The sequence below is a fragment of the Serratia sp. 2723 genome, assembly GCF_050434425.1.
Classification (GTDB): Bacteria; Pseudomonadota; Gammaproteobacteria; order Enterobacterales; family Enterobacteriaceae; genus Chania.
This window is the reverse complement of sequence record NZ_JBNDIN010000009.1, coordinates 18,508-33,635: the sequence shown is the minus strand read 5'-3', so window position 1 is coordinate 33,635 and position 15,128 is coordinate 18,508. Positions and strand designations below refer to the sequence as shown.

Here is a 15,128-nt window from a genome sequence, read left to right as displayed (position 1 = left end):
TTACCCCTGTGTTGCATATTAGATATGCGGCAAGGAACGGTTGCCGCCGAGTTTTTATCAACTGTGTGGCTAGAACGTAGATTTGAATTTCGCCATCACGTGCCGAACAACGCTGTAATCCTGTAATGAATCGCTGGAGAGATCTTTGCCGTAACCGGAACGCTTTAAGCCGCCGTGGGGCATTTCGCTCGCCAGCGTAAAGTGGGTGTTGATCCAGGTGCTGCCATATTGCAGATGCGCCGCGATATGCAGCGCACGGTCGATATTCTGTGTCCACACCGAGGAGGCCAGACCGTATTCAGAGTCGTTGGCCCAGGTCACCGCCTGCTCCAGAGTATCGAATCGCGTCACGCTGACCACCGGGCCAAACACTTCACGCTGGACGATTTCATCGGTTTGCAGGCAGCCAGCCAATAGCGTGGGCTGGTAGTAAAAGCCAGGGCCGGAGTGTGCCGCAGCGCCGGTAATCAATTCGATATGTGGCTGGCTGAGAGCCCGTTCGACAAAGCTGGCCACCCGGTCACGCTGGCGGCTGCTGATCAGCGGGCCGATTTCATTATCTTCGTCACGCTTGCGGGCAAAGCGCAGGCTGGCGACCGCGTTCCCCAAGGCTTCCACCAGCTTCGGATAGATACCTGCCTGAGCGTAAATGCGGCAGGCTGCGGTGCAATCCTGCCCGGCATTGTAGTAACCGAAGGTGCGGATACTGCTGACGACCTCATCCAGATCGGCATCGTCACAAACGATCACCGGCGCTTTTCCGCCCAGTTCCAGATGCGTGCGCTTGACGCTTTTGACCGCCGCCTGCAAGATTTTTTGCCCGGTAACGATATCCCCGGTAACCGAAACCAAACGCACCTGAGGATGGCCGACCAGATGGCTGCCCACGCCTTCGCCACCGCCGTAGACAATGTTCAACACGCCTGGCGGCAGGATTTCCTGCAACGCAGGCACCAGGGCCAGGATGGTCAAGGGGGTATGTTCAGATGGCTTGAAGACTACGGTGTTGCCCGCAGCCAGCGCTGGAGCAATCTTCCAGGCAGCCATCATCAACGGATAGTTCCACGGCGCGATGGAGGCCACCACGCCGATCGGGTCACGCCGGATCATTGAGGTATGGCCCTCAATATATTCACCGGCCAGTTGGCCCTGCTGGGTGCGCACGGCCCCGGCGAAGAAGCGGAATACGTCAATGGCCGCAGGGAGATCGTCGTTCAACGCCTGATGGAAAGGTTTGCCGCAGTTCAGCGCTTCGAGCCGCGCCAGATGTTCAGCCTGCCGTTCGATGGCATCGGCAATACGCAGCAGGACTGCTGCTCGGAAAGCGGGAGTGGTCCGTGACCAGTGGGAAAATGCCCGCTGCGCGGCGGCAACTGCGTTGCCCACCTGGGTTGGCGTTGCCTCGGCAATGGCAACCAATGTTTCACCGTTGGCAGGATTAACAATGGTCTCCTGATGGCCTTCACCCTCGACCGATTCGCCGTTAATGAATTGCCGACAGGACAAACCTGAAACCAACTGTAGCTCTGCCATTGCGCCGCTCCATGTGACAAAAACGTTAACTAAATGTGATAAGTTAGTTTTAATCAGACTAAGCGAGCGCACTGCGGACAACAAATTCTAAATACTGAAGGCAGCGTTCGATTAAATCGAAGGCTTGAGGCCGGTCATGTTCGTTTTGCTGTTCTCACGCGCGATAGTGAGGAATGGCGTCACCAGTTCAGGCCGCGCACTGCCACGCCGCCAAGCCAGGCCGATATCCAGCGGTTCCAGCAAATCCACCAGCTTGCGCGCTTCGATCATATTGCCCTCCAGCGACCAGGCGCGGTAAGCCATGTCCGGCAGGATGGCAATACCCATACCCGCAGCCACCAGGCTGCGCACCGCTTCAGTAGAGGCGGTCTTCATCGCGATCTCCGGCTTCAGGCCCGCTCGTCCCCAGATGCGCCGGGCATGAACGTCCATTTCATCGACATTGAGCTGGATCAGCGGCTGTTTGGCCACGTCTGCCAAACCGATGCTTTCGTGCTCCAGCAGCGGGTGCAGCGGCGGCAGCCACAGGCGATACGGGGAATGCATCAGCACTTCGGTCTGTAAGGCATCGCGGTCTTCAATGTTCGACAGGATCAGCACCCCGATATCGATTTCACCGCTCACCAGCAAATGCTCGATATAGGGCCGTTCGTCCTCAATCACCTGGATGGTCACGTTGGGGTAGGCTGACTTGAAGCGCTTGAGCAATTCCACCAGAAAATACCCTGCCACCAGGCTGGTGACGCCAATGGTCAGTTTGCCACTCAGGCTTTCGGTGCCTAGTTGTAAGCTGCGTTTGGCATTCTCCACCGTAGCCAGGATCAGGTAGGACTGGCGCAGGAACTGGTGCCCCTGGTGGGTCAGGTTCATTCCCTTGGCGTGGCGCTCGAACAACCGGACGCCAATGTCGGTTTCCAACTGCTGGATCGCCAGCGTGAGCGAAGACTGTGACACAAACACTGCCTGCGCCGCCGCCGAGATCGACCCGGTTTCGGCCACGGCAATAAAATGGCGGATTTGGCGTAGCGTCATCATGGTAACAACCTCAAACAAAACAGTTGGTTTGAGTGTAGATGCTCACCGGTAAGCCATCAGGAAATGTATGAAAAACGCGATATCGTTCGCTTTTTTAGAACGCAAATAGGGAGGGAGTGCACAAAAACAACAAAGGCGCAGCCAAGCCGCGCCTTTGTTGTGAGCCTGTTGGAGCCGAATGATTAAATCGCTTCTTCGTCCTGCTCGCCGGTACGGATACGCACCACACGGGCCACGTCGAAGACAAAGATCTTACCGTCGCCGATTTTACCGGTCTGCGCCGTCTGCATGATGGTTTCCACACAGGTATCCACGATATCGTCAGCTACCACGATCTCGATTTTAACCTTTGGCAGGAAGTCGACCATATACTCGGCACCACGGTACAGTTCGGTATGGCCCTTCTGGCGACCAAAGCCTTTCACTTCGGTCACGGTCATGCCGGTGATGCCTACTTCGGCCAGTGCTTCACGCACGTCATCCAGTTTGAAGGGCTTGATAATCGCGTCAATTTTTTTCATTTTTATTCCTTAATTACCAATTTTTACGGCCAAAGCCGGAGGTGATCGGGTAACGGCGGTCTTTGCCAAAGTTACGGGCGGTAATGCGCGGCCCGACGGCGGCCTGACGGCGTTTGTACTCGTTGATGTCCACCAGGCGGATCACCTTGCGTACCACGGCTTCTTCAAAGCCCTCAGCAACCAGATCGGCTACCGATTTATCGCGCTCGACATAACCTTCCAGAATAGCATCCAGAATGTCATACGGCGGCAGGCTGTCCTGATCGAGCTGATCCGGCGCCAGTTCGGCAGACGGTGGACGATCGATCACCCGCTGAGGGATCACGTAGGAGACGGTATTACGGTATTCGGAAAGCTTGAACACCAGAGTTTTCGGCACATCTTTCAATACGTCGAAGCCACCGGCCATATCACCATACAGCGTGCAATACCCAACCGCCACTTCGCTTTTGTTACCCGTGGTCAACACGATACTGCCGCGTTTGTTAGACAGCGCCATCAGCACCACGCCACGACAGCGAGCCTGCAGGTTTTCTTCGGTGGTATCCCGTGCGGTATCGGCAAACATCGGAGCAAGCTGGCCCATAAAGGCGTCGAACATCGGTTCAATCGAGACCACGTCAAATTCGATGCCGAGAATTTCTGCCTCTTCCTTGGCATCGGCAATGCTGATATCCGCCGTGTAGCGGAACGGCATCATCAAAGCCTGAACCTTGTCTTTACCCAACGCATCCACGGCGATCGCCAGGGTCAACGCCGAATCGATCCCGCCGGACAGACCCAGCACCGCACCTTTGAAACCGTTCTTGGTCACATAGTCGCGCACCGCCAGCACCAACGCTTCATACACCTGCGCAAGCTGCGGCAATTCTGCCGCCGGAGCCGTCATCGGCACCACTTGCAGGCCGTTAAACTCCAGCATGGTCACCTGCTCGGCAAAAGCCGCCAGGCGATGGGTCATATTGCCAGCGGCATCAAAGACTTTCGAACAACCGTCGAAAATCAGTTCGTCCTGGCCGCCGATCTGGTTAAGGTACACCAACGGCAGACCGGTACGCTGGCAGTGGCCCGCCATCAGGGTCTTACGGATATACGGCTTTTCACGGTTATACGGGGAAGCATTGATCGACAGCAGGATCTCTGCCCCCGCCGCTTTTGCCGCATCGACCGGCTCCGGGAACCACAGGTCCTCACAAATCAGCAGCCCCAGGCGATAACCTTTCAGCTCCACCACGCAGTTTTTATCGCCCGCATGGAAATAGCGCTTCTCATCGAACACGCCATAGTTAGGCAGCTGTTGCTTGAAGTAACGAGCCTGCAAAGCCCCCTCAGAGAACAGGGACAGCGCGTTATACAGTTTGCCGTCTTCACGCCACGGGTGGCCGACCAGGATCGCCACATCGGCCGAGGCCTGTTGCAAACGGCTTAGTTGAATATCGCAGCGCTGGTAGAAATCATCACGGTACAGCAGGTCTTCCGGCGGATAGCCGGACAGCGCCAGTTCAGTGAACATGACCAGATCGGCTCCCGCCTTCTGCTGCTCGTGCACGGTTTGCAACATGCGCTCGCTGTTGCCTTCAATATCGCCCACCAGCAAATTAAGCTGGGCCAACGCAATGGAAAGTGATCTGCTCATATCTCTATGGTCTGCCATGCCACAACAAAGAAAACGGAGTGTAAATCATTCCGGCAACTTTGTTGAGAACCTGCGCATGCAGGTTCAGAAAAGAAAACATCATTCTTTGAAATCGTTGGCATCCAGTTCATGGCGCGACAACAATTTATAGAACTCAGTACGGTTACGGCCCGCCATGCGCGCGGCCTGGGTGACGTTACCCTTGGTGATCTGCAACAGCTTACGTAGATAGTGTAATTCAAACTGATTGCGCGCCTCGACAAAGGTCGGCAGCGCCGTGTTTTCCCCTTCCAACGCCTGCTCGACCAGCGCTTCGCTGATCACCGGTGCCGTGGTCAATGCCACACACTGCTCGATCACGTTCACCAACTGGCGCACGTTGCCGGGCCAAGTGGCGGTCATCAGGCGTTTCATGGCATCGGAGGAGAAACTGCGTACAAAAGGTTTGTGGCGCAGCGCCGAAGCACGTAGCAGATGGTTGGCCAGCAGTGGGATATCTTCGGCCCGCTCGTTGAGCGCCGGTATTTTCAGGTTAACCACGTTCAGGCGGTAATAGAGATCTTCACGGAACTCGTTTTTTACCATCGCTTTAGGCAGATCGCGGTGGGTGGCGGAAATGATGCGTACGTCAATATCCAGATCGCGGTTGCTGCCCAGTGGGCGCACCTTGCGTTCCTGCAACACGCGTAGCAATTTCACCTGAAGCGAGAGCGGCATGTCGCCAATCTCATCCAGGAACAACGTGCCCCCCTCTGCGGCCTGGAATAAACCCTCACGGCTGCTGACGGCACCAGTGAACGCCCCCTTGGCATGACCAAACAGCTCCGACTCCAGCAGTTGCTCCGGCAACGCGCCGCAGTTGATGGCAATAAAGGCTTTCTTGGCCCGTGGGCTGGCCGCATGGATGGCCTGTGCCAGCACTTCTTTGCCGGTGCCGCTCTGGCCGTTGATCAGCACGCTGACGTCCGACTGGGCGACCATCTTCGCCTGTTCAAGCAACCGCAGCATAATCGGGCTGCGGGTGACAAAATCCTCACGCCAGCTGTCATCACCGGCAGGGATCGACGACAGCGACAGCGCTTCATCGATCGCCTTATACAACGCATCGCGATCGACCGGCTTGGTCAGGAAGCTGAACACCCCCTGCTGGGTCGCCGCCACCGCGTCCGGGATAGAACCGTGTGCAGTCAGGATAATCACCGGCATCCCCGGCTGGTATTTCTGGATCTCGGCAAACAGCGCCATGCCGTCCATTTCATCCATCCGCAGATCGCTGATCACCAGGTCGATCTTTTCGCGGGCCAACAGGCGCAAAGCCTCTTGGCCGCTTTCCGCCGTGGTTACGTGAAAGCCTTCGCTGGTCAGGCGCATTCCCAACAGCTTAAGCAGACTGGGATCGTCGTCAACCAACAAAAGATTGGCCGGTTTGCGAGCTGTCATTGCGCTGGGGACTCCTTGTTAGCCGTGGGCGGCGTGTAGGTCTCTTCCGGCTCTACCGGCAAGGCGGTACCGGTTTCAGTCACCGGGGCTGGCTCTGGGGGCTCGGCCGCTTTGGCGGGGGCTGCGGACTTGCCTGCGGCATCTGCTTTAGGCTGCGCTACGCTGCTTTCCGGGATTTCCCCCTGCAGTTGCTTGCGCGACGAGAGCTGGCGTTCGATATCGGTCAGGTTCTCCAATTTGCGGGAGGTCTCCTGCAACTGGTTCTGCAGATGGATCTGGTTCTGGCGCAACGAATCAATCTGGCTGTCTGTGCTTTCCTGCAGGTGCTGGTAACGCGCCCGCTCATCAAACAGGTTCACTTGCAACGCCTGCTGCTGACGCCACAGTTGCAGCAATGGACGCAGCGAGTTAGGGAATTCAAGGCGATAGCTGTTCAGACGATCGATGATCTGGCGGCGCTCGCTCGAGCTAGGCTCAGCGCTCCCCAACAAAATGCTTTGCTTGAAGACGTTCTGCCAATTGTTGCCCGGCAGGGTTTTCGCCAACGCTCTGGCCTGTGTGGAACCAATACGATCGGCGCAGTCCATCGCCCGCAGCCAAAACAGTGAGTTTTCCAAGGCTTCTTTTTCGTCAAGCTGCCATAGCGTATCGCAAGGCGCAATGCGGTAATCCACCACCTTGGTATCCGGGATCGCTTCCTGTTGCTGCTGGGCCGGGCCGCTACTGACGGCACGATCGACACAGCCGATCAGCAGAAACGGGGCAAAAAGGATCGTGCCCAAGAAAGAAAGCGAATGTTTGCCGAGCGGTGCGCGTAGAGAAACACGCGGTGAACCTTCGGTCTGCGATTGATAAGCGCGATTAGACCCTGTGTACATTATTTATTCATTCTCGGCGGTTAATGGCAATTCAATACGGAAGCAGACATCGGCATCGGCGAGATCCACCAATGTCAATTCGCCACGCATACGGCGAATACAGTCCTGTGCAATGCTCAGCCCTAGTCCACTTCCTTTAACGGCTCCTTTTCTCTGGTGACTCCCCTGGAAAAAAGGCTCAAAAATCATGGTTCGTTCCGCTTGCGGGATCGCGCTGCCGGTATTGGCGACGTCAATCTGTACCCGTTGGCCGACCTGGCGGCTGCGGATCCAAATGTTACCGGATTCCTTGCCGTAGTGCACCGCATTGGAGTAGAGATTATCCAGTACGCGCATTAATAGCGTAGGCTCTGCCCAGCAGATTTCCGCTTCAAGTTTGACTTCCGTACGGATCATCTTGGCACGTGCTGGCAAACTGTGGGCGGCGACCACCATGTCCACCAGTTCTTCCAGCTCGACGTTCTCATGTTCCGACGGGCCATCTGCCAGTTTGCGGTTGTAATCCAGCAGTTGCTCAATCAGCAATTGCAGATGGCGGCTGCTCTGATCGAGGATCGCCACCACCTCTTTCTGATCGGAGGTGAGCGGGCCTGCCACGCCATCGGCCAACAGCTCGGTGCCTTCACGCATGCTGGCTAACGGCGTTTTCAGCTCATGGGAGATATGGCGCAGGAACTCATGGCGCTGCGATTCCAGCCAGGCCAGGCGTTCGCTCAACCAGATAATGCGCTGAGCCAAAGATCGCAGTTCACGCGGGCCTTTAAAGGACGCCGTCATGCCGATGGGTCGCCCTTCCCCCAGGCGGTTAATCATACGCTCAACGGCCTTGACGGGCCCGATAATCATGCGGGTAAACAGCACCACCAACAGCACGCTGACCAGGAACAGCAACAGCGCCTGCCAGCCAAAGTATTGGCCGCGCTCGGCGATCGCCTGCTGCAGCTGCTGCCCACGGGAAAAGATCACGCTGCGGGTGGCCTGGACCATTTCGGCGTTGGAATGCGAAAAAGATTCTAACAGCAGTGAAGCGTCCTTGTCCGGCCCGCTGCTCTGGCACTTGATGGTGGCAAGCTGAGTCAGCAGTTTACGCAACGTCAGGTAGTAACGCTCGTCCGGCAGGATCGGTGCGTGGGCATCCAGCATCTGTGAATACTGTTTACGCTGGTTCTGATACAAACGCTCCAGGGTCGGATCGACCAGTACGCAATACTGGCGATAGCTGCGCTCCATTTCCAGCGCCACGCTGGTCATTGCCTCACTGCGCCGGGCATCCACCAGCGTCGTGCGGTTGATATCCGCCGCCTGCGCGCTGAGATGATCCAGGCTTTGGTAAGCCTGATAAGCCAATACCAGCAGCGGTAACAGCACCAGCAAGAATGCCATTACGACCAATTGGCGCAACGAGCGCGGAAATAGACGCCATCTTTTCAAAGAAATCATCTCATTATCTCTAGTCTGCCCCGATGCTAACCGACTATCCGGGGAGAGAAAAGCCCGGCAGAGGATTAATGGCGTTCAGATAAGCAAAAACTGCCCCTCACCCTAACCCTCTCCCAAAAGGAGAGGGGACCGATCGAGTTCGCTGATTTTTCCGCGTAATCCCTTTAATCCCCACTTCCGAAGCTGCACAGGCCAACCAAGCACTCCGGACAGCTCCCTCGCCCTGTGGGAGAGGGTTGGGGTGAGGGAAAAAAAGTTGCTGGATCGCGCCAATAACCCATCATCCCCAAAGAGGAAACTGATGTGGTTTGAGAACGTATCGAGGGAAATAACGGAGGCAATGCAGTTTGGATTTTGACGCTGGGGCATGATGCCCCATCGCAAGGAATATGCGGATGCCCTTACTCCTCGTCCCCAGGTGATGTAGCACGAGGCTGGCATCTGATCAGGACGAATAGCATCCAAAAAGTATCCGGGATTGATGAACACTTCATCACAGTTGGATACTAGGCGGTGCCTCACTCCACGTGTCGTCCGATGCTTGATAAAGCCGCTTGCGCGTCTGTTATCGGTTTGGTTGGACGATAGGCACCATTTCTTAGGCATCATTCGGAGGCTTATGAGGCGCTGTTCCGTACTAGACGGGGCCAATCATAAAAAGGTGAATGAGCAACTGACAGTTATAATGCACCTTCCGTGCCAACTTTGCAAAAAATATTATAATTACATGTTTATTAAAGATAAATTATTTAACCCTCGTTTTATCACCTCTGCCAGGGTAGTTGAATGCGAGTAATAACCCGCCTTACTGTCGCCAAAACACGACAGCTAAATCCAAACGATTTAACCATCATTAAAATCAATGAGTTAAATGTCTCTTTTTAGAGACAGGCAATATGGCCTTTGTCTCTAAAAACCGACATTCAGACTAACTAGCTAAAAAATAAAGAAATAAAAAAAGGCGCCAATGCGGCGCCTCAGTAAACTTTCACGCAAACCTCAGGTTAAATCACCCCAGTTGCTTGCGAGCATTGCGGAACATGCGCACCCAAGGGCTGTCTTCACCCCACTCCTCCGGATGCCAGGAGTTGCTGACGGTGCGGAACACGCGTTCAGGGTGCGGCATCATTACGGTGGCGCGGCCATTACTGCTGGTCACTGCGGTAATCCCATTCGGTGAACCGTTCGGGTTGGCAGGATAAGCTTCGGTCACTCGACCATGGTTGTCGACAAAGCGCAACGCAACCAGGCCGTGATGTTCCAACGCCGCCAGATGCGCCGCATCGCGCACTTCTACATGGCCTTCACCATGAGAAACGGCAATCGGCATGCGCGAGCCTGCCATACCCTGCATAAACAGCGACGGGCTACTGGCAACTTCCACCAGGCTGAAGCGCGCTTCGAAACGATCCGACAGGTTGCGCACAAAGCGCGGCCAATGCTCAGCCCCCGGGATCAGTTCACGCAGGTTGGACATCATCTGGCAACCGTTACAAACGCCCAGCGCCAAGGTCTGTGGACGATGGAAGAAATCGGCAAACTCATCACGTACACGCTCGTTGAACAGTATCGATTTCGCCCAGCCTTCCCCTGCCCCCAACACGTCGCCATAAGAGAAGCCGCCACAGGCCACCAGCGTGTGGAACTCTTGCAGATCGCGGCGGCCTGCCAGCAGATCGCTCATGTGAACATCAACCGCATCGAAACCGGCACGGTGGAACGCCGCCGCCATCTCAACGTGGGAGTTAACCCCTTGCTCACGCAATACCGCAACCTTAGGACGTGCCCCCTTGGCGATATAAGGCGCTGCAATGTCATCGTCCGTAGCGAAGGTCAGCTTGACGTTCAGGCCCGGATCGCGTTCGTCCTGCTTGGCCTGGTGCTCCTGATCGGCACATTCCGGGTTATCCCGCAGGCGCTGCATCTGCCAGGTGGTCTCAGCCCACCAGGTACGCAGGGTGCTGCGGCTTTCGCTGTACACCGGTTTGCCAGCACTGGTGATAACGAAACGATCGCCACTCAGCGCCTGGCCAAGATGATGCACGTTATCCGTCAGGCCATATTGGGCAAATACTTGCTGTACGGCTGCCAACTGCGCAGCAGGCACCTGGATCACCGCACCCAGCTCTTCATTGAACAAGGCAGCCAAGGCGTCGGAACCCAGAGCCTGAATATCCACTTCCACGCCGCAATGCCCGGCAAACGCCATCTCGGCCAAGGTGACCAGCAGGCCGCCATCGGAACGGTCGTGATAGGCCAACAGCGTACGATCCGCCACCAGCTGCTGCATCGCGTTGAAGAAACCGGCCAATTGCTCCACGTTGCGTACATCGGCTGGCTTGTCGCCCAGTTGGCGATAGACCTGTGCCAGCGCCGTTGCCCCCAGGGCATTGTGGCCATTACCCAGATCGATCAGTAACAGCGCGCTATCCCCCTTGTCGGTGCGCAATTGCGGCGTCACGGTGTGGCGCACATCTTCGACGCGGGCAAATGCGGTGATCACCAGCGACAGCGGTGAGGTCATTTCCCGCTGTTCATTGCCTTGCTGCCAGCGGGTTTTCATCGACATTGAGTCTTTGCCCACCGGAATGGTGATCCCCAGCGCAGGACAAAGCTCTTCCCCCACCGCCTTCACCGCTTCATACAGACCGGCATCTTCGCCAGGGTGGCCCGCTGCAGCCATCCAGTTGGCGGAAAGTTTCACCCGCTTGAGCGAACCGATTTCCACCGCGGCCAGGTTGGTCAACGCTTCCCCTACCGCCAGGCGGCCAGAGGCGGCAAAATCCAGCAATGCGACGGGAGCACGCTCACCGATCGACATCGCTTCCCCGTAATAGCTGTCCAGGCTGGCCGTGGTTACCGCACAATCGGCTACCGGGATCTGCCACGGGCCAACCATCTGGTCGCGCGCGACCATGCCGGTGACGGTACGGTCGCCAATGGTGATCAGGAAGGTTTTCTCGGCGACGGCAGGCAGGTGCAGCACCCGCTTGACCGCATCGGCAATGGTGATGCCGGCACGCTGCAATGCTTCGCCGCGCGCCTGCTGACGTTTCACGTCGCGGGTCATTTTTGGCGTTTTGCCCAGCAGGACATCTAACGGCATGTCGATCGGCTGATTGTCAAAGTGACGATCGTTGAGCGTCAGATGGCGTTCTTCCGTTGCCTCGCCAATCACCGCGAAAGGTGCGCGCTCACGGCGGCAGATTTCCTCAAAGGTCGCCATCTGCTCAGGCGCTACCGCCATCACATAACGCTCTTGGGATTCGTTACACCACACTTCCAGCGGGCTCATGCCCGGCTCGTCGTTGAGAATGTCACGCAGCTCGAAACGACCGCCGCGGCCACCGTCGCTGACCAGTTCCGGCATCGCGTTCGACAGGCCACCAGCCCCCACATCGTGGATAAACAGGATCGGGTTGCTATCGCCCATCTGCCAGCAGCGGTCGATCACTTCCTGACAGCGGCGTTCCATTTCCGGGTTATCACGCTGTACCGAGGCAAAATCCAGATCGGCGTCAGACTGGCCAGAAGCCATCGACGAAGCCGCCCCGCCGCCCAAACCGATGTTCATCGCCGGGCCACCCAGCACCACCAATTTGGCGCCTACGGTGATTTCACCTTTTTGCACATGATCGGCGCGGATGTTACCCAGGCCGCCTGCCAGCATGATCGGTTTATGGTAGCCACGCAGCTCAACGCCGTTATGGCTATTGACGCGTTCTTCATAAGTACGGAAGTAACCGACCAGCGCCGGGCGACCAAACTCGTTATTGAATGCCGCACCACCCAATGGGCCTTCGGTCATGATATCCAGCGCGGTGACGATGCGATCCGGCTTGCCGAAATCCTGTTCCCAAGGCTGTTCGAACCCCGGAATACGCAGGTTGGAAACAGAGAAACCTACCAGGCCAGCTTTCGGCTTCGCGCCACGGCCGGTTGCGCCTTCGTCGCGGATCTCACCGCCAGAACCGGTCGCAGCACCTGGCCAAGGCGAGATCGCCGTTGGGTGGTTGTGGGTTTCCACCTTCATCAGGATGTGTGCTTCTTCCTGATGATAGTCATACAGGCCGCTTTGCGGTGCGGCAAAGAAGCGCCCCACCGATGAGCCTTCCATCACCGCCGCGTTGTCTTTATAAGCAGAAAGCACGTAGTCCGGCGTCTGCTCAAAGGTATTTTTGATCATTTTGAACAACGACTTCGGTTGCTGTTCGCCGTCGATGATCCAGTCGGCGTTGAAAATCTTGTGGCGGCAATGTTCGGAGTTAGCCTGTGCGAACATGTACAGCTCAATATCCGTTGGGTTGCGTCCCAACTCGGTAAAGGCGGCCAGCAGGTAGTCGATCTCGTCTTGCGCCAGGGCCAGCCCCAGTTTGGTATTGGCCTGTTCCAGCGCGCTGCGGCCTTGCGCCAGAATATCCACCGTCTGATACGGGGCGGGCTGATGATGAGAGAACAGTGTTTCCGCCTGTTGCAGTTCGCTGAATACCGTTTCCATCATGCGATCGTGCAGCAGGGTGGCAAGCTGTTGCCACTGGGCATCGCTCAACGTCGGCGCGGTGACATAAAATGCCAGGCCGCGCTCAAGACGAACTACCTGCGTCAGGCCACAGTTATGGGCGATATCGGTGGCTTTGGAAGACCACGGCGAAATGGTGCCCGGACGCGGCGTCACCAACAGCAGGCGGCCTTGCGGAGCATGTTCAGCGAGAGAAGGGCCGTACTTGAGCAGCCGTTGCAACTTAGCCTGCTCTTCGGCGCTTAGCGGTGCGCTGACATCGGCAAAGTGAACGTACTCGGCATAGATATCAACGATCGGGAGTTGAGCATCCTGGCAGCGGGACAATAGTTTGGTAATACGAAAGGCCGACAAAGCGGGCGAACCACGCAGTATTTCCATAATCAAAGTTCTCTCGTCTTCGAAGCAACTGGGTTCAGCACTTCATTGGGCGCAACAGGGGGAAAACGCGCGCCATTATAGAGAATCCGCGCCGCCGACGAAACCGTTTGCGTAGCTATTATTGATAAAAGCTATTCTCTCGATCAAATTATCATAACGTATCAATAAAGTTGCGCGCTGGCGTAATGTTGCGCAAAATGCCCCGGCACTGGTGATTTAACCATGAAAAAAACCTGATTCCGGCCAACATAAAGCGTGCATCTATTTGAGATAACTATTTGAAACGCCTAAAAATAAATTACTTCCTGATCGGTATTGTGACCCTGCTACTGGCGCTTGCCCTGTGGCCCAATATCGCCTGGCGTGGCGGGCAGGGAGGCCAACTCGAGGCAATCAAATCGCGGGGAGAACTGCGCGTCAGCACGTTGAACTCACCGTTAACCTATTTCACTACTCCACAGGGGCCGAGTGGCCTTGACTATGAGCTGGCAAAAAGCTTTGCCAACTACCTGGGGGTCAAGCTGGTGGTGATCCCACACCAAAACATCAATGATCTGTTTGACGATCTCGATGATGACAATGCCGATCTGCTCGCTGCCGGGCTGATCTACAACCGGGATCGCCTCAGCCGCGCCAGTACCGGCCCGGCATATTATTCCGTTTCCCAGCAGTTGGTTTACCGGCTGGGAACCGCGCGGCCAAAAACCTTTGCCGATATCAAAGGCAAGCTGGCAGTGGCCTCCGGTTCGGCGCACGTCAGCACGTTAAAGCAGCTCAAACAAAGCAAATACCCCGACCTCAGTTGGGAAGCGTCAAGCGATCTGACGTCTAAAGAGCTGCTGGAACAGGTGGCCGATGGCAAACTGGATTACACTATCGGCGATTCCGTGACCATTGCCCTGCTGCAACGCATCCACCCGCAGCTGGCCGTCGCTTTTGACATTACCGATGAAGAACCTGTGACCTGGTACCTGAAGCGCAGCGATGACGATAGCCTGTACGCCGCGCTGCTGGATTTTTATAGTCAGAGGGTAGAAGACGGCACGCTGGCTCGGTTGGAAGAGAAGTATCTGGGGCACGTGGGCAGCTTTGACTACGTCGATACCAAAACTTTCCTTTCCGCCATCGACTCGGTATTGCCCACTTTCCGCTCGCTGTTTGAAAAGTATGCCAGCGAAATTGACTGGAAGCTGCTGGCCGCCATCGCCTATCAGGAATCACACTGGAACCCACAGGCAACCTCCCCCACCGGCGTCCGTGGGCTGATGATGCTGACCAGAGCCACCGCTGACGGCCTGGGTGTCACCGACAGACTCGATCCGGAACAGAGTATTCAAGGCGGAGCGCTCTATCTGCAGCGTCTGATGGATAAGGTGCCTGACACAGTGCCGGAAGATGAACGGATCTGGTTCGCACTGGCCGCCTATAACATGGGCTGGGGCCATATGTTGGACGCGCGTAAACTCACCAAAAGCCAGCAAGGCAACCCCGACAGTTGGGTCGATGTGAAACAACGTCTGCCGATGCTTAGCCAGAAGCGCTACTACCCGTCACTCACCTATGGCTATGCCCGTGGCCGCGAAGCCTATAACTACGTGGAAAACATCCGCCGTTATCAGGTCAGCCTGGTGGGCTATCTGTTGGAAAAAGAGAAAAAGGCAGCAGAAGCAATGAAACAGGCCGACCTGGCCAAGGGCTATCCGGCCGTGCAAGCCAAGCTGGCGCTGGCCCTGTAGTGATTACCG

Annotated in this window: 9 protein-coding genes; 1 reads left to right on the top strand and 8 read right to left on the bottom strand. The window is 56.5% G+C overall.

Annotated features, from left to right (window positions below; translation table 11 throughout):
* Positions 1–69: 69 nt before the first annotated feature.
* The 8 genes from ABIE29_RS14740 to purL form a co-directional block, all read right to left on the bottom strand.
* Entirely contained in the window at positions 70–1,533 is a 1,464-nt protein-coding gene (locus ABIE29_RS14740) for a gamma-aminobutyraldehyde dehydrogenase (protein ID WP_429619481.1), read from the bottom strand.
* Positions 1,534–1,644: 111 nt separating this feature from the next.
* Positions 1,645–2,568 (bottom strand): LysR substrate-binding domain-containing protein, encoded by a 924-nt coding sequence (locus tag ABIE29_RS14735; RefSeq protein WP_429619480.1) that lies wholly within the window; start codon positions 2,566–2,568, stop codon positions 1,645–1,647.
* Between the two features lie 182 nt (positions 2,569–2,750).
* Positions 2,751–3,089: a nitrogen regulatory protein P-II gene (gene glnB / locus ABIE29_RS14730; RefSeq protein ID WP_004847623.1), complete on the bottom strand. Its 339-nt coding sequence runs from the start codon at positions 3,087–3,089 to the stop codon at positions 2,751–2,753.
* Between the two features lie 13 nt (positions 3,090–3,102).
* The gene (locus tag ABIE29_RS14725) at positions 3,103–4,725 is read right to left on the bottom strand and encodes an NAD+ synthase (protein ID WP_429619476.1); all 1,623 of its coding nucleotides are present in this window, start codon (positions 4,723–4,725) and stop codon (positions 3,103–3,105) included.
* A gap of 99 nt (positions 4,726–4,824) precedes the next feature.
* On the bottom strand, positions 4,825–6,165 hold the full coding sequence (glrR, locus tag ABIE29_RS14720) for a two-component system response regulator GlrR (protein ID WP_429619475.1): 1,341 nt from the start codon (positions 6,163–6,165) through the stop codon (positions 4,825–4,827).
* Complete coding sequence (gene qseG / locus ABIE29_RS14715; RefSeq protein WP_429619474.1) at positions 6,162–7,043, bottom strand: two-component system QseEF-associated lipoprotein QseG; 882 nt, start codon at positions 7,041–7,043, stop codon at positions 6,162–6,164. Before qseG ends, glrR begins: the two co-directional genes overlap by 4 nt.
* Positions 7,044–7,046: 3 nt before the next feature.
* Complete coding sequence (locus ABIE29_RS14710; RefSeq protein ID WP_429619473.1) at positions 7,047–8,483, bottom strand: sensor histidine kinase; 1,437 nt, start codon at positions 8,481–8,483, stop codon at positions 7,047–7,049.
* 1,009 nt (positions 8,484–9,492) lie between these two features.
* Complete coding sequence (gene purL, locus ABIE29_RS14705) at positions 9,493–13,386, bottom strand: phosphoribosylformylglycinamidine synthase (RefSeq protein WP_429619630.1); 3,894 nt, start codon at positions 13,384–13,386, stop codon at positions 9,493–9,495.
* 275 nt (positions 13,387–13,661) lie between these two features.
* Here purL and mltF point away from each other — a divergent pair, with 275 nt between their 5' ends.
* The gene (gene mltF, locus ABIE29_RS14700; protein ID WP_429619472.1) at positions 13,662–15,119 is read left to right on the top strand and encodes a membrane-bound lytic murein transglycosylase MltF; all 1,458 of its coding nucleotides are present in this window, start codon (positions 13,662–13,664) and stop codon (positions 15,117–15,119) included.
* Positions 15,120–15,128 lie beyond the last annotated feature (9 nt).

Bases quoted from the DNA above. Each gene is read 5' to 3' on its own strand.
- ABIE29_RS14740 (WP_429619481.1), bottom strand. From the start codon at position 1,533: ATGGCAGAGCTACAGTTGGTTTCAGGTTTGTCCTGTCGGCAATTCATT.
- qseG (WP_429619474.1), bottom strand. From the start codon at position 7,043: ATGTACACAGGGTCTAATCGCGCTTATCAATCGCAGACCGAAGGTTCA.
- ABIE29_RS14725 (WP_429619476.1), bottom strand. From the start codon at position 4,725: ATGAGCAGATCACTTTCCATTGCGTTGGCCCAGCTTAATTTGCTGGTG.
- ABIE29_RS14735 (WP_429619480.1), bottom strand. From the start codon at position 2,568: ATGATGACGCTACGCCAAATCCGCCATTTTATTGCCGTGGCCGAAACC.
- ABIE29_RS14710 (WP_429619473.1), bottom strand. From the start codon at position 8,483: ATGATTTCTTTGAAAAGATGGCGTCTATTTCCGCGCTCGTTGCGCCAA.
- glnB (WP_004847623.1), bottom strand. From the start codon at position 3,089: ATGAAAAAAATTGACGCGATTATCAAGCCCTTCAAACTGGATGACGTG.
- glrR (WP_429619475.1), bottom strand. From the start codon at position 6,165: ATGACAGCTCGCAAACCGGCCAATCTTTTGTTGGTTGACGACGATCCC.